The sequence below is a fragment of the Aestuariimicrobium sp. p3-SID1156 genome (assembly GCF_025144225.1).
In the GTDB taxonomy this organism is placed as follows: domain Bacteria; phylum Actinomycetota; class Actinomycetes; order Propionibacteriales; family Propionibacteriaceae; genus Aestuariimicrobium.
Genome location: NZ_JALXXB010000001.1, coordinates 551,018 through 568,169, shown reverse-complemented (window position 1 = coordinate 568,169; position 17,152 = coordinate 551,018). Strand labels below are relative to the sequence as shown.

Below are 17,152 nucleotides of genomic sequence, written 5' to 3'. Positions count from 1 at the left end.
TGTCTCCGAACGCGTCCCGTTGGTCGAGGACGGACAGCCGGAGCTGTTCGTCATCAAACCCTCAGGCGTCTCCTATGACGAGTTGTCGCCCGAGTCCATGGTCGTCTGCACCCTCGACGGCGCCAAAATCAACGACGGGACGCCCGCACGGCTGAGCCCCTCCTCCGACACTGCCGCACATGCCTACGTCTACCAGCAGATGCCCGAGGTGGGCGGGGTGGTGCACACCCACTCCACCTATGCCACGGCGTGGGCAGCACGGGGGGAGGAGATCCCCTGCGTCCTGACGATGATGGCCGACGAGTTCGGCGGGCCGATCCCGGTGGGTCCGCTGGCGATCATCGGTGACGACTCCATCGGTCGCGGCATCGTCGAGACGCTGCGCGACCACCGGTCCCCGGCAGTCCTGATGGCCCAGCACGGGCCTTTCACCATCGGACGCGATGCGAAGGCGGCGGTCAAGGCCGCCGTGATGTGCGAGGAGGTTGCCCGTACCGTCCACATCGCCCGGCAGCTCGGCCCCGTCGAGCCACTCCCCCAGGACATGGTCGACCGGCTGTACGAGCGCTACCAGACCGTCTACGGCCAGCGCTAGGCCTCCAGCGGCCAGCACCACACCTGGGCACCGGGGTCGATGACCTCGGTGCCCTCGTCCAACAAGACCAGCGCGTTGCTGTGGGAGAGGTCGCTGAGGTTCGCCTCGTGGCGTCCGGGCTGGATCTCAACGAACCGAGTGTGGCCCTCCTGAGCCAGTGAGGCCCGGGCGAACTCGAAGATGCCCGGCACCGAGCGGATGACGCTGCGGGTGATGGCCCGCACCGGCTGCTGCACCAACTGCTCCATGCCCATCAGCTTGCGGATCAGCGGTCGCACAAAGGCGTGGTAGGACACATAGGCGCCCACCGGGTCGCCGGGCAGCATCACCATCGGGACCTTGTCCTCACCGATGAGGGCGAAACCCTGGGTGCGGCCGGGCTGCATGGCGACCTCGGCGAAGTCGACTGCCCCCAGCGAGGGCAGCACCTTGCTCAGCAGGTCGCCGTCGCCCTCGCGGAAGCCACCGGTGCAGACGATCAGGTCGGCGCGAATCAGCTGGTCGGAAATGGTTTCGCGAACCTCGTCGGGGTCCTGGGAGACCACCCCGATCCGCCAGACCTGGCAGCCCTCACCGCGGGCCAGTGCGGCCAGCATGTAGCCATTGGCGTCATGGATGTGTCGGTAATCGGGCAACTGCTGGCCGGGCTCGACCAGGTCCTTGCCGGTGCTGACCACCACGATCCTGGGTCGCGGGCGGGCGATCACCTTGTCGATGCCATTGCCAGCCAACAGCGCGATGAGACGTGGTTCGAGGACCTGCCCGAAGTGGGCGATCTCCTGCCCGTAGTCGACATCGCTGCCCGCCTCGCGAACGTACTCGGAGGGACCGACGGGTTCCCAGGCGTGCAGTCCGCGCTCGCCGGCGCCGGCGAAGGCGGCAGGAAGCACCGCATCGGCGCCTTCGGGCAGCACCTGGTGCTCGTCGATCACCACGGCCTGCCCGGGCTGCAGCGGGTCCAGACCGGGGTCCAGCACGATGTCCAATCGGGTCGGGTTGTCGTGGGAGGCCCCGTCGAGGTCCTCGCTGCGCACGGCATACCCCTGCGCCGAGGCGATGGTCGCGCGGGGCAGGGGGTAGGGCGCCGTGATGTCCTCGCACAGGGTCAGGCCCAGGGCGTCCAGCAGCAGCATGCCGAAGGGCGGCAGCGGTTCGACCAGGGAGAGCAGGTAGTTGCGATGGTCGGCCATTGCCCGCATGCCCAGCGGCCCGACCTCGGGTCCCTGGGGGAGCTGGGGGCGTACCTCGGGGGCCGCCTGCTCCACAATCTCCTTCTTCCTGCCGAACAGTCGCATGACTTTTACGATAGGTGAATGGCACCGACTCAGCACGGCCCACACCCCGGGTCTCATTCATCCGGGGTGCGAAGGGTCGACTTCGCGGTGGCCAGCCAGAAGCGGCAGCTGCGCGGTGACGCCCGCTCCCACCGGCATTCGCTGGACGAGGAGGTCGCCCGCGAGCGCGACGTGCGCCGTTCCCGCCTGATGTTGCCCATGGTTCCCCACGATGCCGTGATCGCCACCTACCTGTCCCGCCATGGTGAACCCTCCACCCGCGAGTTGGCCGCGGTCCTGTGGCGCAGGGGGCACAGGATCCTGGCCCCGGCCCTGCGCGGACGCGAGCCGCGTTGGGCTGCCTACCGGGGTCCTTCGCGGCTGCGGGAGGGTGAGCACGGTGTGCCCGAGCCGGTCGGCGAGGTGCTGCCCGCCGCAACGCTCTCCGAAGCCGACATCATCATCGTGGCCGGGCTCGCTGCCGGTCGGGACGGAACCCGGCTGGGGGCGGGCGCCGGCTGGTACGACCGGGCGCTGACCCATGCGCGTCCCGATGCCCAGGTGTGGTTGCCGCTCAACGAGTCCGAACTCTTCGACTCCGTCCCGACTGAACCGCATGACATCCGGGTGTCCTGCATCGTGACCGAATCGGGCGTGTACGAGGTCTGCTGAATCGCTGGCTACACTGTCCGCCATGCCCACCTACCAGTACCGCTGCACCGAGTGCGGACACGACCTCGAGGCCGTCCAGAAGTTCACCGACGATCCCTTGACCGAGTGTCCCGAGTGCCACGGACAGCTGCGCAAGGTCTACAACGCGGTGGGCGTCGTCTTCAAGGGTGCAGGGTTCTACAAGACCGACAGCCGCAAGGACACCACGGCGATCGACTCTTCCAAGCCCACCAAGGAAATCCCCGCCTCCACCCCGGCCAAGGAGGTCACCTCCTCCAGCGCCTCGACGGACAAGTAGCGCGAATAGGCCTGTGGACAACGGGTCGATTTCTTCTGGTGGACGCCATGATCCGGGAGTGACCGATCTTTCTGCCCTGACCTCACGGCTCCGCCACGCCCTGCGCTGGCACCGAAGACTCCTGGCGGCGGTGGCCGCCGGGGTTGCGATCCTGGCGACGTTGTCGGTGCTCTCCCCCGCCCCTCCCGCCACCGCCACAGTGGTGGTGGCGGCCCGCGAGCTGGAGCCTGGTACGCGGCTGCGCGCTGAGGACCTGCAGATCCGTCAGTACCCGGTCGCCCTGGTCCCGCGGGGAGCCTTCAGCACCACCGAGCCGCTGTTGGGCCGACTGATGGCCACCGGGGCGAGTAGCGGCATGCCACTCGATCGTTCCGACCTGGTCCAGGCCCAACGTGCCCGGCCCGGGCGGATGCTGGTCCCCTTCCGAATCCAGGATGCCGGGGTCGCGGGGCTGTTGCGGGTCGGCGACCTGGTCTCCGTGCTGACCGTCGACGACGCCGGAGTACCCACCGTGCTGGCGAAACGGGTCCGGGTGGCGGCCCTTCCCAGCACCGACGAGGAGACCCTCATCGTGGTCGATGTGGATGAGGCCACTGGTATCCGGCTCGGGTCCTGGACCTCGAACCCGACCCTGTCAATCACTCTTGGCTAGGCCCGACCCGCCCGGTGTCGAGTTGGAACGGCCTGATCCCCTCACGTAACGTATCCGCTTGGTGCGGCTCCGTTGTGCTCCCGAAGGGGGCAGTCGCCCAACCACGAAAGGGGACTCCTGTGAAGGGTTTCAAGGAATTCATTCTGCGCGGCAACCTCGTTGAGCTTGCCGTCGCCTTCATCATCGGCGGCGCCTTCGCCACCGTCGTGACCGCGTTCACCAAGATCATCATCGAGCTCCTGGCCAAGGCTGGCGGCGCCCCCAACTTCGACAAGTTCCAGCCGGCTGGCCTGGTCTCGGTCGGTCCCTTCCTGACCGCGCTGGTCGCTTTCCTGCTGATGGCCTTCCTGGTCTACTTCTTCGTCGTGAAGCCCTACGAGGCGATGCGTGACCGCCTCAAGAAGGAGGAGGAGGTCGAGGCCCAGTCCGAGGCTGAGCTCCTCACCGAGATCCGCGACATCCTCGCTCGCCAGAACGGCACCACCAACCTCCACTGATCCACAGTGGCGGGTAGCCCCCGCAACACCACCGAAGCCCACGCCTCAACGGAGCGGCGTGGGCTTCAGCATGTCCCGGGCTCCTAGAGGTGGTGGGGTGGCTTGTCGGCCATCAGCCTGCGCTCGGCCGGGCCCAGTACCCTGGGGCCCTCGTGGACGGTGGCGTGCAGACCGGTCAGTCCGGCCACTCGCCTGACCTCCGCCAACAGCGCGCCGTAACGCGCCCAGGAGTCGACCCAGTCCCCCGGCACCTGGTGGGGCCAGGGGCGCTCCGCGAGCTGCCTTCCCCGGCGGTGCTCGTCCAGCCGCTCGGCATCCCACCCGTGGTTGGCGAGCCAGTCCACCACCTCAGCGGCAGACTGCTCACCCCCACCCGGCCCCAGGTCCTGACCAGTCAATGCCAGTCCGAGGACGCGCGGCCAGTCAGCCACGCAGAACGGTCCCGTCGTCGACGCTCGCAGGCTCCTGGGTCTCCAACAGGACCTCACCCTCCACGGAGACGTCCTTGCCGAAGCGCCAGTCGCCCTTGACGGTGAAGGACTCAGCCCGGCGCAGCGACACCGGGTCGGGCATGCGCTCGTCGAAATCACCGACCAGCTTGAAGTAGTCCCCGTCGAGGCTCACCTCGACCGGGTGGTCAGTGGTGGCCTGGAGCAGGTAGTCCGCGTCCAGCTCGTAGAGGTCGGAACGCAGCAGCAGCAGCTCGTTGGTGGTCTTCACCGGCTGGAAGCGGTCGCGCCCGACGCAGATCGCGGTGGCGCCCTCGAAGACCTCGACGGCAGCACCCATGGCGGACTCGATCTGGACCACCTTCGGGGAGGTCTTGTCGGCCGGATCCACGGTCTTCTCATTGCGGATCATCGGCAGCCCCAGCACCGAGTCGCGCTCACGCAGCGTCTGCTGCAGTACGCGCAGGTCGAACCACAGGTTATTGGTGTGGAAGAAGGGGTGCCGGTGCTCGTCGGTGAAGAAGTCCATCTCCTCCGGGGCGGTCTGGGCGGTGTCGCGCAGGATGAGCTGGTTGTCGGCCTTGCGAATCGCCAGGTGGCCGCCCTTGCGGTCATTGACGGTGCGGCGGCAGACCTCGGCGGCATAGGGGGCTCCGGACTGTGCGAACCAACCGGCCAGGCGCGGGTTGGGTGCCGAACCCAGGTTGTCACCGTTGGCGACGCAGGCGTAGCGGTAGCCGGCCTCCACGAGCCTGTCGAGGATGCCCGAGGCGGACAGCGCGATGTAGAGGTCGCCATGACCGGGCGGGCACCACTCGAGGCTGGGGTCAGCGGGCCATTCGACCGGCTCCAGGGTGTCGGCGAGCAGCTTGGGCTCACGGCTCTGCAGGAAGCCCAGGGGCAGACCGTCCACCGGCAGGTTGTCGTACCGGGACAGCGCGGCTTCGGTGTCCTCCGCGGTGCGGAAGGAGTTCATGAAGAGCAGCGGCAGGCGAGCACCGTACTTCTCGCGGGCGGACAGCACCTGGCGGACGATGATGTCGAGGAAGGTGAGCCCGTCTCGCACGGGCAGGAGGTTCTTGGCGCGGTCCAGACCCATCGAGGTGCCCAGACCACCGTTGAGCTTGATGATGACGGTCTGGTCGAAGGCTGCCCGTGCGGCAGCATCGTCGATCTCGACGTCCTCCAGCATCGGCGGGTCGAGCAACGGCTCGATGCTGTCCTCGCGGATCAGGCCGGTCTGGCCCGATTCGAGCTGGTGGTAGTAGTCGGTGAAGACCTTGATGGACGCCTCCGGCAGGCCGTCCCCACGCATCTTCTCCTGGGCGTGCTTCAGTCCGTTCTCACTCATGATCCCCACCCTAGTTGGCGCCGGGCCGACTTGGTCGGGCTCCCCAGCGGCACTAAGCTGGACGGGTCCCGGGCCCTGTAGCTCAGTGGATAGAGCACCGCTCTCCTAAAGCGGGTGTCGCACGTTCGAATCGCGCCAGGGTCGCAGCAACAGCACAGGCCGCTCCCGGATCGGGAGCGGCCTGTGGCATTCCAGACGCGAGATCAGCCCTGCGGCTGGCCCTGAGCCTCAGCCTTCAGCTTGTCGACGTCGAGCTCCTTGAGCTGCTCGATGAGCTTGTCCAGCTGGCCGGCATTGAGCAGGCCGGCCTCACGGTAGACCAGCGCGCCCTGCTTGAAGGCCATCACGGTCGGGATGGAGGAGATCTCCATGCCCGCGGCGACGTCACGCTCGGCCTCGGTGTCCAGCTTGGCGAAGGTCACGTCGCTGTGGCGATCGGACGCCGCCTCGTAGATCGGGGCGAAGCGCATGCAAGGGCCACACCATCCGGCCCAGAAGTCCACCAGGACGATGTCATTGGCCTCCACAGTCTCGGCGAAATTCTGTGCAGTCAGTTCAACGGTCTTGCCGCCCATGAACGTTCCTCTCTGTTCGTTCAGCAGTACGCCTTGTCAACGACGCCGGGGCGACGCCTATTCCCTTCACTGTTGGCCAGTCACTATTTCACGGCCACCACGCGGCGGATGGGGATCGGGACCTGGAGCTCACCCCCCCGGGCCACCTGGGCCACCAGCCAGTCGGTGGCCTGCTGGACCCTGGTGGTGCTGGTCATGGGCAGGTAGAGCGCCCGCAGCAGCAGTTCGGCGTCCGCTCGGCTGCGGATCGTGAAGTAGTAGCGCTCCCGGGCGTCCTCGACCTTGCGCAAACCGTGCGCGAGAAGCAGCGGCCCCAGCGACATGTCCAGTCGCACGGGGAACCGGGGCGGCCCGCCCAGCCGTGCGGTGAGCCGGGAGAGCAGCTTCATGTCGGTGACGTTGATCGGGCGATAGGTGGGCACGGTGGCGGCGAACATGCCGCCGGGGCGCAGTACCCGACAGACCTCGTCCAGCAGCCGGCCGGTCTGCTCGATCACAGCCAGCGCCATGGATGAGACCACCACGTCCACGGACTCATCGGCGATGGGCAGCTGCAGCGCATCCCCGCGGACCCAGGGCCCGGGGCCGAGCCGCGTCGCCTCCCTCAGTTCCTGCATCGACAGGTCGATCCCGATGACGGTGCGTCCCTCGCAGGCCAGCGTGCGTGACATCGGTCCGGCGCCACAGCCGATGTCGATGACCCTTCCCGACGACGACGAGACCGCCCGCGCCAGCCAGGTGTGGGGGCTGTCACCGCCGGCCAGGCAGCGTCCCAGAACCTCGGCGGCCACGCCGGGGCGCTCCCCGTGGAAACGGTCCAGGTATTCCAACCACGCGGGTGGTTCCATCCAGGAAGGCATTGACCCAGCCTACGTCGCGGACCACGACAGCGTCTTGACGATGTCGGCAGCGATGTCACGCAGTAGCGTGCCGGGCTGGATGGCTCGCCCCGCGACCACCGACACCAGCAGCGACAGCCCGGGCAGCGCCTCCCCCGTGGGGCGCGGGTGGTTGCCCTGCTCGAGGGCGGCCACCAGCGGGTTGGACCCATCGGACCACTGTTGGGTGAGTTTCTCCCAGGTCCGCAGCCAGCCATCGCTGATCTCCGTGATCGAGGGGACGCCGAAGAAGTGGCCCACGGGGGCATGGTGACGCAGCGCCACCAGTGGGGACTCCAGGTACATCAGGCTGAGCCGCAGCCGGGCGTCCAGGTCGCGACGGTCATCAAGCGAGCCGGCAACCGCCCAGCGGCAGGGGTTGGGGCAGGTGGGGCCCACATCCGGTCGCTCCCCGGCCGCGATCGTGGCGTGGTTCATCCCGCACACGGCCAAGGTGTCGCCCAGCCGGGAGTGGAAGCGGTCCAGATAGCTGGTGAACCCCTTGACGTCGCCCTGCCCGGCGTTGACCGCACGTTTGGCGGTGGCGCGCATGGCCGAGCTGTGAGGGCATTCGGGGTCATCGGTCCCCCAGCGCTGGCCGACATTCCGCGGCAGCTTCAACGGGTCCCCGGCATGACCCAGACGCGGTTCCCAGGCCAGCTGGCACAGGTACTCCCCGATCAAATGGGCGGTGACCACCAGGGCCTGCGGTTCATGGCGCTGGGAGCGCAGCTGGACGACCTCCAGCATCAGTTCGTACAGCGGCACCAGGGAGCCAAGCGCCCCACGCTCACGAGCACGCGGCTCCACGGGGAAGGAGCACTTCGCCAGGCGCGGGGCCCACCGGGCCGATTTCACCTGCTGGGAGAGCTCGTAGAAGTCTTCGGCATCCAGCGAGATCACGCGATGCCCGATCGACGCAAGCCGATGGGCCAGGGCCAGGGCGCGGTCCTGGTCCCCGGCATCGATGCGCTGGCGCAGCATCGCTTCGCAGGCGTCGAACCAGTGCTGTTCGGCCAGGGAGACCAGGCCGGCGTTGTCGATGGCCATCGCTCAGGCCGGACGCCCAAACAGGCCCTCGGCCACCCAGTCCGGCACGGCGACCGGCTCCCTACCCGCCACGGCGAGCTGGATCTGCTCCACCACCGAGAGCTCCAGATGCACTCCCGGACGAATGCCCGCGGCGGACAACCCGCGCAGCGTCTCCTCGTCGGCCTGCACCATCTCGCTCATACGCTCCAGCACGACGATGACCACGCCATCGGTCGGGGCCAGTTCGGTGAAGGGGTGGTTTCCCTCGCGGAAGCCCTCGGCGCGGCCCTCGGCCCCAAAGGCGGCCAGTCCCGGGATCGGGTTGCCATAGGGGGAGAAGCTGGTGTCCTCCAGCAGGTGGAAGAGCTTCTGCTCGACCTCTTCTGAGATGACGTGTTCCCACCGGCAGGCCTCTGCGTGGACCAGTTCCCAGTCCAGCCCGATGACGTCGGTGAGCAGCCGTTCGGCCAGACGATGCTTGCGCATCACGGCCTCGGCCAACTGCTGGCCCTCCCTGGTCAGGTTGATGCGACGGTCCCTGTCCAGCACCAGCAGACCGTCACGCTCCATCCGCGCCACGGTCTGGGACACGGTGGGCCCGGACTGGTGCAGCCGTTCGGCGATACGGGCCCGCATTGGGGGGATGCCCTCCTCCTGCAATTCATAGACCACCCGCAGGTACATCTCGGTGGTGTCAATCAGCTCGCTCATGCGCCTTCCCCTGCCCCTTCGATCCAGCGTCCACGATGCATCACCCGCTGCAGCCCAGCCCCGTCATCGACCACGCACAGGTCGGCGTAGCGCCCGGGAGCAAGCTCGCCCACCTCGGCCAGCCCGTGCCATCGTGCGGGAGTGGTGGCAGCCATGATGGCGGCCTCCCCCACCTCGCAACCACAGTGGGTGACCACGTATTCCACCGCTCGGTCCATGGTGAGGGTGGACCCGGCGATCGCTCCGAGCGTCCCGTCGTCGGCGAGGATACGCGCCACCCCATCGGTGACCTGGACCTTCAGCGAACCCAGGTCATAGCGCCCATCAGGCTGACCGGTCGCACTCATGGCATCGGTGACCAGGCCGACCCGGTGGATGCCGGCGGCGTCCCGGGACATGGCGATGACATCGGCATCCAGGTGGGTACCGTCGCAGATCAGCTCGACCATGACCCGCTCGTCGTCCAGCAGCGTCGGGACCGGGCCCGGTTGGCGGTGGTGGATCGGACGCATCGCGTTGAACAGGTGGGTGACGATGCTGGCACCGGCATCCACCGCTTGCTTGGCGACCCGGTTGTCGGCATCCGAATGCCCGAAGGCCGCTGCCACCCCGTTCTCGGTGAACGTCGAGAACGCCTCCAGGCCGAACTCCCGCTCCGGGGCCAGGGTGATCATCCGAACAGCCCCACCGGAGGCCTCCAGAATGCGTTCCACGTACTCAGGACGGGGATCGACAAGCAGGTCAGGGTTGTGGGCACCCTTCTTCTCCGGCGACAGGAAGGGCCCCTCCAGGTGGATGCCGGCCAGTTCACCGGCCTCCACCAGCGGACGCATCCGCTCGATCTGGGCGATGACCTCGTCCATCGCCTCGGTCACCGTGCTCGCGAACAGGGTCGTGGTGCCATGGCTTCGGTGGAAGTCGATCGCGCGCCGCACTGCGTCAGGATCGGTCGAGCTGAAGTCGGCGCCAGCGCCCCCGTGGCAGTGGGTGTCCACGTAGCCGGGGACGATCCATTCCTCGACCAGGTCGGCGTCGGGCTCGATGCCCTCGACCACCTCGACGACGCGCTCCCCCTCGACCACCAGGGTCAGCGGGCGGGGTTCGGGTCCGGTGGTGCCAGTGACGACCTTGTGGGAGGCGATGCGCATGCGCCCAGCCTAGTGGGGCTACCGTGGCGGCATGCCTTCCGACCGTCGCGTGCTCGTCGCCCCCGAGCGGCTGGGCGGCTGGCTCGATCGGTTCCGCCAGTCCCATGGACGCACGGAGTTCACCGTCAGCTCCGGTTCGATGCTCGCGCGCGCCGAGGACGGCGCCAAGGCGACCCTGGTGGACCAGTGGGAGCATGCCCCCGAGGATGCCTCACCGGGCGCCTTCCTCCGCCACCTCGCTCGGGAGCGCCGGGTGGGGCTGCTCCTGGGGCGCAAGGGTGCCCATGCTGTGGGCATCGCACGGGGCAGCGAACTGGAGGCGTCCAAGGTGGACAGGACCTATGTGCAGGGGCGCACCAAGGCGGGTGGCTGGTCCCAGCAGCGCTACGCCCGCCGGCGGGGCAACCAGACCGCCCACGCCGTCGAGGAGACCATCGAGCGCGCGATCGAGCGGCTGCTGCCCGAAGCGCCCACCCTGGACGCCGTGGTCTGCGGTGGTGACGCCTCGTTCATCGCCGCCGTCCTGGCGGACCGTCGGCTGGCGCCGCTGGTGGCGCTGCGATCACGGCATCCGGTGCTGCCGGTGCCCGACCCCCGTCAGGAGGTGCTGCGCGAATTCGTCGCCACGGTCCGCGCGGTGCCGATCGACCTCAACGCGCGGGCACAGTCACGGGTCAAGGCGCCCTGAGGTCCATCCCTCCCCGTCGCGGCGGCACTCGACCCGGTCGTGCAGGCGGCTGGGCAGTCCCTGCCAGAACTGGAAACGGTCCGGGCGCACACGCCAGCCCAGCCACCCCTGCGGTCGAGGAACTGGCCCCTCCCCGAAGCGCTCGGCGGCCTGCTCGAATTCGTGGACCAGGCTGGCCCGCGATTCCCGGGGCTCGGACTGCTTCGAGACCGCGGCCGCCACCTGGGAGGCCAGCGGTCGCTGGTGGAAGTACTCCTCGGCCTCGGCCACCGGCTTCTGCTGCACCTGGCCCTCGATGTGCACCTGCCGGTTGAGCGCGGGCCAATAGAACAGCAGCGACACCTTGGGGTTGGCCTGCATGGCCAAGCCCTTGCGCGAGTCCAGGTCGGAGTAGAAGTCAACCCCGCCGCCGGGGCCGAGGTCGCGTCCGAAGGCCTTGGCCAGGACAACACGCGAACTCGGTTGCCCATCTGCGTCGACAGTCGACAGCACCATTGCGGAGGCCTCGATGTCCGCCGCCAGCGCCTCCCCGAACCAGCCCGCGAGGAAGGCCCAGGGGTCCTCGATCCGCGGGGGCAGCTCCCCACCCTGGTACTCGCGTCGGGCCGCATGCAGGTCGGTGGTCATGGCTCCCATCCAACTCTGCGCCGTGGCAGAATTCAATGGCATGGCGGCCCCCGAACAGCTCACGATCCCAGCCCATCTCAAGCCCAGGGACGGCCGGTTCGGCAGTGGCCCCGCGAAGATTCGGCCCGAGGCGTTGAGCGCAGTCAGTGACAGCCCCCTGATGGGCACGTCACATCGCCAACCACCGGTCAAGGACTTGGTCGCCACCATCCAGGCCGACCTCGCCGAGCTCTACTCCGCTCCGGACGGCTATGAGGTCGTGCTCGGCAATGGTGGGTCGAGCTTCTTCTGGGACGCCGCCTGCTGCTCTCTGGTCGAGAATCGCAGCGCTCACGGCGTCTACGGAGAGTTCAGCCGGAAGTTCGCCACCGCCTCAGCCCGCGCCCCCTTCCTGGCCGAGCCGGCGATCACCGAGTCCGAACCGGGCACCAGCACCTTGCCGGAACCGACGGACGCCGACGTCTACGCCTGGGCCCAGAACGAGACCTCCACCGGCGCGGCTGCCCCGGTGACCCGCCCCGACGCCGAAGGGCTGGTGCTGGTCGATGCCACCAGTGCCGCCGGCGGCATGGACGCCGACCTGTCCCAGACCGACGTCTACTACTTCGCCCCGCAGAAGAACTTCTCCTCCGACGGTGGGCTGTGGCTGGGATTCTTCTCCCCCGCAGCGCTGGAGCGGGCGGCAAGAGTGGGTGAGCGCAGCGACCGCTGGATACCCGAATCGCTGAATCTCCAGGTGGCGATCACCAATTCAGCCCAGCACCAAACCCTCAACACCCCCGCCCTGGCCACCCTGGTGATGCTGCAGGAACAGCTCGACTGGATGCTCGGCTGCGGTGGGATGGACTTCATCACCCAGCGGACCACCGACTCCAGCAGCCGGGTCTACGCCTGGGCCGAGTCCTCCGACGTGGCCGCCCCCTTTGTGGCCCCCGAGTTCCGCTCGCCCGTGGTGGCCACGATCGACTTCGTGGACCAGGTGGACGCCGCCGCATTGGCCCGCATCTTGCGCGCCAACGGGATCGTCGACGTCGAGCCCTACCGCAAGCTGGGACGCAACCAGTTGCGCATCGGCTGCTATTCCTCGGTCGACCCCGACGATGTCTCGGCCCTGCTCGGCTGCCTGGACTGGCTGCTGGAGCGCACCGGCCACCCGTAGGTCGCCGCCCCAGCAGCGACTGCCAGCAAGCCCGCGGCTCCGATGGCAATGAAGGTGCCGACGCGGCGGGTGTCGGAGCTCACCTTCACCTCGGCGGGATCCTGCAGTGCACTGGCCGAGGGCGTCACGGAGGCCGAGGGCGTCCCGGAGGGCGCGGCGGTCGCCAGTGCGCCGCCAATGACCAGCACCACCAGTGCGACGAACACCAGCGTGACAATGGCCTGACGGGTCCTGAGTTTCATTTCTCCGAACTGTACCCTGTCGTCATGGGTGAGCTGAGGATGCACGCCATCAGCGTGCACGAGGTGCGCGACATGTTCGGGGCCTTGCCCGAACTGGCCGCGGAGTTGCGGGAGATCGCCTCCACCCGCTTCATCGTGCCCGCCGTCGAGAACCAGCCGCGTGGCTTGATCCACAAGATCGGCCCGATGTTCAAGCGGGACCCGCTGCAGATCGCCTATCCCGCCGACCAGCCCACCCCGCGCGACTGGGAGTCCCTCATCGAGGGGTGCCACATCGAGGGCGAGCGGCTGGTCCACTGCTGGCGGGTGGTCGACGCCTGGCTGGAGGCCCGCGACCGGGGCACCGCCACCTTCACCTTGTCCCCCGGCGAGGTGGAGGCCTTCGACTTCGCACTGACCCGGGCGGGGCTGCCGTCTCAACTGGGGCTACGAAACCTGCTCGCCAATGACCTGGCCATCCCGCTTCGCCCGGCCCAGGGGATGCGGACGGGGTATGCGAAGAATGCGCATGTGATGGCCACCCACGACTGCCTGACCCAGATCCTGCCCGAGGTCGACCCGGAAGAACGCGGTCGAGCTGACTACCTGGCCTCCTTCCTGGACGCCTTCGCGGACTGGACGCGCGCGGCCCGTGAGGCGGACGCCCCGGTACCCGACCTGGTGGTGGTCTGGTGGGAGACCGCCCGCGGTCAGCAGCCGGCCTTCGACCCCACCCAACCGATCATCACTGGCCGTCAGGAGCGAGCACCGCGACCAGGTCGCCACCCTCGGCCTGGAAGGTCCCACTGAGCACGACCCGCTCGACGGTCCCCGAGACCGGGGCATTGATGGAGGCCTCCATCTTCATGGCTTCGATCACGGCCAGGGAATCACCGGCGTTGACGTGGTCGCCCTCGGACACCCGGACGGTGACCGCACCGGCATAGGGCGCCGCCACGTGGCCCGGGTTGTTCTTGTCGGCGCGTTCGGCGGAGGCCACCTCGGCCTTGATCGACTTGTCCCGCACCCGCACCGGCCTCAGCTGGCCGTTCGTCAGGGTCATCACGGTGCGCTTGGCGCGGGTGTCCGGCTCGGAGATCGCCTCGAGCGCGGTGATCAGCGAGACGCCCTTGTCGATGGTGATGACGTGTTCCTCCCCCGGGCGCATGCCGTACAGGTACGGGATGGTGGGCATGGAGGTCAGGTCGCCGTACTCCTCACGTGCCTCGTCGAACTCCTTGGTCGGGGCCGGGAAGAGCAGTCGGTTCAGCGTCACCTGGCGGTCCCTCCCGGGTTCGCGCAGGTTGGCCGCATCGCCCTCGGAGACCTCGGTCTGGCGCAGCGGGGTCTGGCGCCCGGCTAGCGCCTTCGAGCGGAACGGTTCGGGCCAGCCGCCTGCCGGCGTCCCCAGTTCACCGTTGAGGAAACCGATCACCGAATCGGGGATGTCGAACTTCTGCGGGTCGGCCTCGAACTCGGCCGGGTCGGCGTTGACGGCCACCAGGTGCAGGGCCAGGTCGCCGACCACCTTGGAACTCGGCGTGACCTTGGTCGGGCGACCCAGGATCTTGTTCGCCGCGGCGTACGTCGCCTCGATCTGCTCGAAGCGGTCACCCAGGCCCAGCGCGATCGCCTGCTGGCGCAGGTTCGACAGCTGCCCGCCGGGGATCTCGTGGTGGTAGACCCGACCGGTGGGGCTGGCCAGGCCCGACTCGAAGGGCACGTAGACACGCCGGACGGCCTCCCAGTAGGGCTCCAGGTCGGCCACCGCACGGGGGTTGAGCCGGGTCTGTCGCTCGCCGTGCTCCAGTGCCATCACCAGGGCGGACGCCGGGGGCTGGCTGGTGGTTCCCGCCATCGCCGCGCAGGCGACGTCGACCGCGTCCACCCCGGCGTCGATCGCCCGCAGCAGGGTCGCGGTCTGGCCGCCGGCGGTGTCGTGGGTGTGCAGGTGCACGGGTAGGTCGAAGCGTTCGCGCAGGGCACGCACCAGCTTCTCTGCAGCTGGGGGACGCAGCAGGCCGGCCATGTCCTTGATGGCCAGCACATGGGCGCCTGCTTCGACGATCTGCTCGGCCAGCCGCAGGTAGAAGTCGAGGTTGTAGGTGGTTTCGCCCGGGTCCATCAGGTTGCTGGTGTAGCAGAGCGCCACCTCGGCCACCGACTCGGTGCGGGAGAGCACGGCCTCGATGGCCGGGCGCATCTGGTCGACGTCGTTGAGGGCGTCGAAGATGCGGAAGACGTCCACCCCGGTGCGGGCGGCCTCCTCCACGAAGGCCTCGGTGACCTGGGTGGGGTACGGCGTGTAGCCGACGGTGTTGCGTCCGCGCAGCAGCATCTGCAGCGCCATGTTCGGCATCGCCTCGCGCAGCGCGCCGAGTCGTTCCCAGGGGTCCTCACCGAGGAAGCGCAGCGCGACATCATAGGTGGCCCCACCCCAGCATTCGACCGAGAGGAGTTCGGGCAGCATCCGGGCCTCGTAGGGGGCCACTGCCAGCAGGTCGCGGGTGCGGACCCGGGTGGCCAGCAGCGACTGGTGGGCGTCGCGGAAGGTGGTGTCGGTGACCTCGACGTGGTCGGACTCACGCAGCCACGCGGCCCAGCCTGCCGGGCCCAGCTCGTCCAGGCGCTGCTTGGAGCCCGCCGGCGCCGCCGCGTTCAGATCAATGCCCGCCGGTAGCTTCTCCGAGGGGTCGAGCAGGGTGGAGGGTTCGCCATTGGGCTTGTTGACGGTGACGTCGGCCAGCCAGCGCAGCATCTTGGTGCCACGGTCTGCCGGGGCGCGGGAGGTGAGCAGGTAGGGCCGCTCGTCGATGAAGTGGGTGGAGGTGTTGCCGGCGTCGAAGTCCTTGTCGTCCAGCACCGCGCGCAGGAAGGGGATGTTCGTGGAGACACCACGGATGCGGAACTCGGCCAGGGCGCGGCGCAGCCGGTTCAGGGCGCCGTCGAAGTCGCGGGCGTGGGCGGTGACCTTGACCAGCAGGGAGTCGAAGTAGCCTTGCACCTCGACCCCGGTGGCGACGGTGCCGCCGTCGAGGCGGATTCCTGCTCCCGAGGCCGAGCGGTAGGCGGTGATGACCCCGGTGTCGGGGCGGAAACCGTTGGAGGCGTCCTCGGTGGTGATGCGGGCCTGGATGGCCACGCCGCGGACCTGGATGTCGTCCTGGTTCAGGCCGAGGTCGGCCAGGGACTCACCCGAGGCGATGCGCATCTGGGCCTGGACGAGGTCGACGTCGGTCACCTCCTCGGTGACGGTGTGCTCGACCTGGATGCGGGGGTTCATCTCGATGAAGACGTACTCCCCCGCCCGTGGGCCGGCGGTCTCGACCAGGAACTCCACCGTGCCGGCGCAGGAGTAGTTGATCGACTGGGCGAACTTCACGGCGTCCGCGCAGAGCTTGTCTCGCAGCTCGGGGTCGAGGTTGCGCGCCGGTGCCATCTCGATGACCTTCTGGTGGCGGCGCTGGATGGAGCAGTCGCGCTCGAAGAGGTGGATGACATTGCCCTGGGTGTCACCCAGCACCTGCACCTCGATGTGGCGGGGGCGCTGGACGGCCTGCTCGATGAAGACCGTCGGGTCCCCGAAGGCACCGTTGGCCTCACGCATGGCCTGGTCGAGAGCTTCGGGCAGGTCCTCGCGCTCCTGCACCAGGCGCATGCCGCGACCGCCGCCGCCGGCGACGGCCTTGACGAAGACCGGGAAGCCGATCTCGTCGGCCTCGGCGATCAGGGTGTCCACGTCGGTGCCCGGCTCACTCGACTTCAGCGTGGGCAGGCCCGCTTTGCGGGCGGTGTCGATGGCTCGGACCTTGTTGCCGGCCAGCTCGAGCACCTGGGCGCTGGGGCCGATGAAGGTGAGCCCGTTGGCGGCGCAGGCCTCGGCCAGGTCGGGGTTTTCCGAGAGGAAGCCGTAGCCGGGGTAGACCGCATCGGCGCCGGACTCCTTGGCGGCGCGGATGATCTCGGCGATGTCGAGATAGGCGCTGACGGGGTGGCCCTTCTCCCCGATCTGGTAGGCCTCGTCGGCTTTGATCCGGTGTTCGGCGGCCCTGTCCTCGTGGGGGAAGACGGCGACGGTGCGCGCTCCCAACTCGTAGGCGGCCCGGAAGGCGCGCACGGCAATCTCGCCACGATTGGCGACCAGAACCTTGGAGAACATGCCTCCGAGACTAGTGCCCTGCGAGGTGGGAGGTGACAATGGCCACATGCAGATCAGGGTCCAGGCCGAATCCACCGGGGCGCTGACCACGGCCTGGGCCAGAATCGAGGGCGTCGAACTCTCATCGCCCTCCTGGCGGTGGCTGACAGCGGCCTGAGGGTCAACC

At 68.6% G+C, this 17,152-nt stretch carries 19 protein-coding genes and 1 tRNA gene; 9 read left to right on the top strand and 11 right to left on the bottom strand.

All coding sequences use genetic code 11. The features are described from left to right. Positions 1-595: L-ribulose-5-phosphate 4-epimerase (locus tag M3G03_RS02735; RefSeq protein ID WP_259807883.1), on the top strand; the 595-nt coding region annotated here is incomplete at its 5' end. Here M3G03_RS02735 and glp read toward each other — a convergent pair. After that, the gene (gene glp, locus M3G03_RS02730; protein ID WP_259807882.1) at positions 592-1,890 is read right to left on the bottom strand and encodes a gephyrin-like molybdotransferase Glp; all 1,299 of its coding nucleotides are present in this window, start codon (positions 1,888-1,890) and stop codon (positions 592-594) included. The two genes, M3G03_RS02735 and glp, sit on opposite strands and share 4 nt — an antisense overlap. Before the next feature lie 87 nt (positions 1,891-1,977). Between glp and M3G03_RS02725 the strand changes: the two genes are divergently transcribed. The 4 genes from M3G03_RS02725 to mscL all read left to right on the top strand — a co-directional run bounded on the left by M3G03_RS02725 (position 1,978) and on the right by mscL (position 3,988). Then, positions 1,978-2,541, top strand: a complete 564-nt coding sequence (locus M3G03_RS02725; protein ID WP_259807881.1) for a 5-formyltetrahydrofolate cyclo-ligase — start codon at positions 1,978-1,980, stop codon at positions 2,539-2,541. Positions 2,542-2,563: 22 nt separating this feature from the next. Continuing rightward, on the top strand, positions 2,564-2,839 hold the full coding sequence (locus M3G03_RS02720; RefSeq protein ID WP_259807880.1) for an FmdB family zinc ribbon protein: 276 nt from the start codon (positions 2,564-2,566) through the stop codon (positions 2,837-2,839). A gap of 58 nt (positions 2,840-2,897) precedes the next feature. Next, positions 2,898-3,491, top strand: coding sequence for an SAF domain-containing protein (locus M3G03_RS02715; protein WP_259807878.1), 594 nt, complete (start codon positions 2,898-2,900; stop codon positions 3,489-3,491). A gap of 119 nt (positions 3,492-3,610) precedes the next feature. Next, positions 3,611-3,988 carry a large conductance mechanosensitive channel protein MscL gene (gene mscL / locus M3G03_RS02710; RefSeq protein ID WP_259807877.1) on the top strand — a complete coding sequence of 126 codons (378 nt, stop codon included), beginning with the start codon at positions 3,611-3,613 and terminating at the stop codon, positions 3,986-3,988. 83 nt (positions 3,989-4,071) lie between these two features. Here mscL and M3G03_RS02705 read toward each other — a convergent pair whose 3' ends face one another. Then, positions 4,072-4,419: a hypothetical protein gene (locus M3G03_RS02705; protein ID WP_259807875.1), complete on the bottom strand. Its 348-nt coding sequence runs from the start codon at positions 4,417-4,419 to the stop codon at positions 4,072-4,074. Continuing rightward, positions 4,412-5,788 carry a UTP--glucose-1-phosphate uridylyltransferase gene (locus M3G03_RS02700; RefSeq protein WP_259807873.1) on the bottom strand — a complete coding sequence of 459 codons (1,377 nt, stop codon included), beginning with the start codon at positions 5,786-5,788 and terminating at the stop codon, positions 4,412-4,414. Before M3G03_RS02700 ends, M3G03_RS02705 begins: the two co-directional genes overlap by 8 nt. Positions 5,789-5,859: 71 nt before the next feature. On the opposite strand from M3G03_RS02700, the gene M3G03_RS02695 reads away from it, so the two are divergent. Continuing rightward, a tRNA-Arg gene (locus tag M3G03_RS02695) sits at positions 5,860-5,932 on the top strand. Between the two features lie 59 nt (positions 5,933-5,991). Here the strand turns inward: M3G03_RS02695 and trxA are convergent. The 5 genes from trxA to nagA form a co-directional block, all read right to left on the bottom strand. Further along, the gene (trxA, locus tag M3G03_RS02690; protein ID WP_259807872.1) at positions 5,992-6,363 is read right to left on the bottom strand and encodes a thioredoxin; all 372 of its coding nucleotides are present in this window, start codon (positions 6,361-6,363) and stop codon (positions 5,992-5,994) included. An 83-nt stretch (positions 6,364-6,446) separates the two neighbouring features. Further along, positions 6,447-7,223 (bottom strand): class I SAM-dependent methyltransferase, encoded by a 777-nt coding sequence (locus tag M3G03_RS02685; protein WP_259807871.1) that lies wholly within the window; start codon positions 7,221-7,223, stop codon positions 6,447-6,449. Between the two features lie 9 nt (positions 7,224-7,232). Then, on the bottom strand, positions 7,233-8,291 hold the full coding sequence (locus tag M3G03_RS02680; RefSeq protein ID WP_259807870.1) for a hypothetical protein: 1,059 nt from the start codon (positions 8,289-8,291) through the stop codon (positions 7,233-7,235). A gap of 3 nt (positions 8,292-8,294) precedes the next feature. Then, entirely contained in the window at positions 8,295-8,984 is a 690-nt protein-coding gene (locus M3G03_RS02675) for a metal-dependent transcriptional regulator (protein ID WP_311197445.1), read from the bottom strand. Then, entirely contained in the window at positions 8,981-10,132 is a 1,152-nt protein-coding gene (gene nagA / locus M3G03_RS02670) for an N-acetylglucosamine-6-phosphate deacetylase (protein ID WP_259807869.1), read from the bottom strand. Before nagA ends, M3G03_RS02675 begins: the two co-directional genes overlap by 4 nt. Before the next feature lie 31 nt (positions 10,133-10,163). Here nagA and M3G03_RS02665 point away from each other — a divergent pair, with 31 nt between their 5' ends. Next, entirely contained in the window at positions 10,164-10,820 is a 657-nt protein-coding gene (locus tag M3G03_RS02665; RefSeq protein ID WP_259807868.1) for an acVLRF1 family peptidyl-tRNA hydrolase, read from the top strand. On the opposite strand, the gene pdxH is transcribed toward M3G03_RS02665, so the two are convergent. Next, a complete protein-coding gene (pdxH, locus tag M3G03_RS02660) occupies positions 10,800-11,447 on the bottom strand; it encodes a pyridoxamine 5'-phosphate oxidase (RefSeq protein WP_259807867.1) in 648 nt (215 codons plus the stop codon). The genes M3G03_RS02665 and pdxH overlap by 21 nt on opposite strands. Between pdxH and serC the strand changes: the two genes are divergently transcribed. Next, complete coding sequence (gene serC / locus M3G03_RS02655; protein ID WP_396121849.1) at positions 11,446-12,606, top strand: phosphoserine transaminase; 1,161 nt, start codon at positions 11,446-11,448, stop codon at positions 12,604-12,606. The two genes, pdxH and serC, sit on opposite strands and share 2 nt — an antisense overlap. Here serC and M3G03_RS02650 read toward each other — a convergent pair. Continuing rightward, on the bottom strand, positions 12,525-12,848 hold the full coding sequence (locus tag M3G03_RS02650; RefSeq protein WP_259807866.1) for a hypothetical protein: 324 nt from the start codon (positions 12,846-12,848) through the stop codon (positions 12,525-12,527). The genes serC and M3G03_RS02650 overlap by 82 nt on opposite strands. Before the next feature lie 24 nt (positions 12,849-12,872). Here M3G03_RS02650 and M3G03_RS02645 point away from each other — a divergent pair, with 24 nt between their 5' ends. After that, positions 12,873-13,637 carry a hypothetical protein gene (locus M3G03_RS02645; protein WP_259807865.1) on the top strand — a complete coding sequence of 255 codons (765 nt, stop codon included), beginning with the start codon at positions 12,873-12,875 and terminating at the stop codon, positions 13,635-13,637. On the opposite strand, the gene M3G03_RS02640 is transcribed toward M3G03_RS02645, so the two are convergent. Beyond that, positions 13,573-16,986 carry a pyruvate carboxylase gene (locus M3G03_RS02640; RefSeq protein ID WP_259807864.1) on the bottom strand — a complete coding sequence of 1,138 codons (3,414 nt, stop codon included), beginning with the start codon at positions 16,984-16,986 and terminating at the stop codon, positions 13,573-13,575. The two genes, M3G03_RS02645 and M3G03_RS02640, sit on opposite strands and share 65 nt — an antisense overlap. Positions 16,987-17,152 lie beyond the last annotated feature (166 nt).

Bases quoted from the DNA above. Each gene is read 5' to 3' on its own strand.
- glp (WP_259807882.1), bottom strand. From the start codon at position 1,890: ATGCGACTGTTCGGCAGGAAGAAGGAGATTGTGGAGCAGGCGGCCCCC.
- M3G03_RS02720 (WP_259807880.1), top strand. From the start codon at position 2,564: ATGCCCACCTACCAGTACCGCTGCACCGAGTGCGGACACGACCTCGAG.
- M3G03_RS02700 (WP_259807873.1), bottom strand. From the start codon at position 5,788: ATGAGTGAGAACGGACTGAAGCACGCCCAGGAGAAGATGCGTGGGGAC.
- trxA (WP_259807872.1), bottom strand. From the start codon at position 6,363: ATGGGCGGCAAGACCGTTGAACTGACTGCACAGAATTTCGCCGAGACT.
- M3G03_RS02685 (WP_259807871.1), bottom strand. From the start codon at position 7,223: ATGCCTTCCTGGATGGAACCACCCGCGTGGTTGGAATACCTGGACCGT.
- M3G03_RS02680 (WP_259807870.1), bottom strand. From the start codon at position 8,291: ATGGCCATCGACAACGCCGGCCTGGTCTCCCTGGCCGAACAGCACTGG.
- M3G03_RS02675 (WP_311197445.1), bottom strand. From the start codon at position 8,984: ATGAGCGAGCTGATTGACACCACCGAGATGTACCTGCGGGTGGTCTAT.
- nagA (WP_259807869.1), bottom strand. From the start codon at position 10,132: ATGCGCATCGCCTCCCACAAGGTCGTCACTGGCACCACCGGACCCGAA.
- M3G03_RS02665 (WP_259807868.1), top strand. From the start codon at position 10,164: ATGCCTTCCGACCGTCGCGTGCTCGTCGCCCCCGAGCGGCTGGGCGGC.
- serC (WP_396121849.1), top strand. From the start codon at position 11,446: ATGGCTCCCATCCAACTCTGCGCCGTGGCAGAATTCAATGGCATGGCG.
- pdxH (WP_259807867.1), bottom strand. From the start codon at position 11,447: ATGACCACCGACCTGCATGCGGCCCGACGCGAGTACCAGGGTGGGGAG.
- M3G03_RS02650 (WP_259807866.1), bottom strand. From the start codon at position 12,848: ATGAAACTCAGGACCCGTCAGGCCATTGTCACGCTGGTGTTCGTCGCA.
- M3G03_RS02645 (WP_259807865.1), top strand. From the start codon at position 12,873: ATGGGTGAGCTGAGGATGCACGCCATCAGCGTGCACGAGGTGCGCGAC.
- M3G03_RS02640 (WP_259807864.1), bottom strand. From the start codon at position 16,986: ATGTTCTCCAAGGTTCTGGTCGCCAATCGTGGCGAGATTGCCGTGCGC.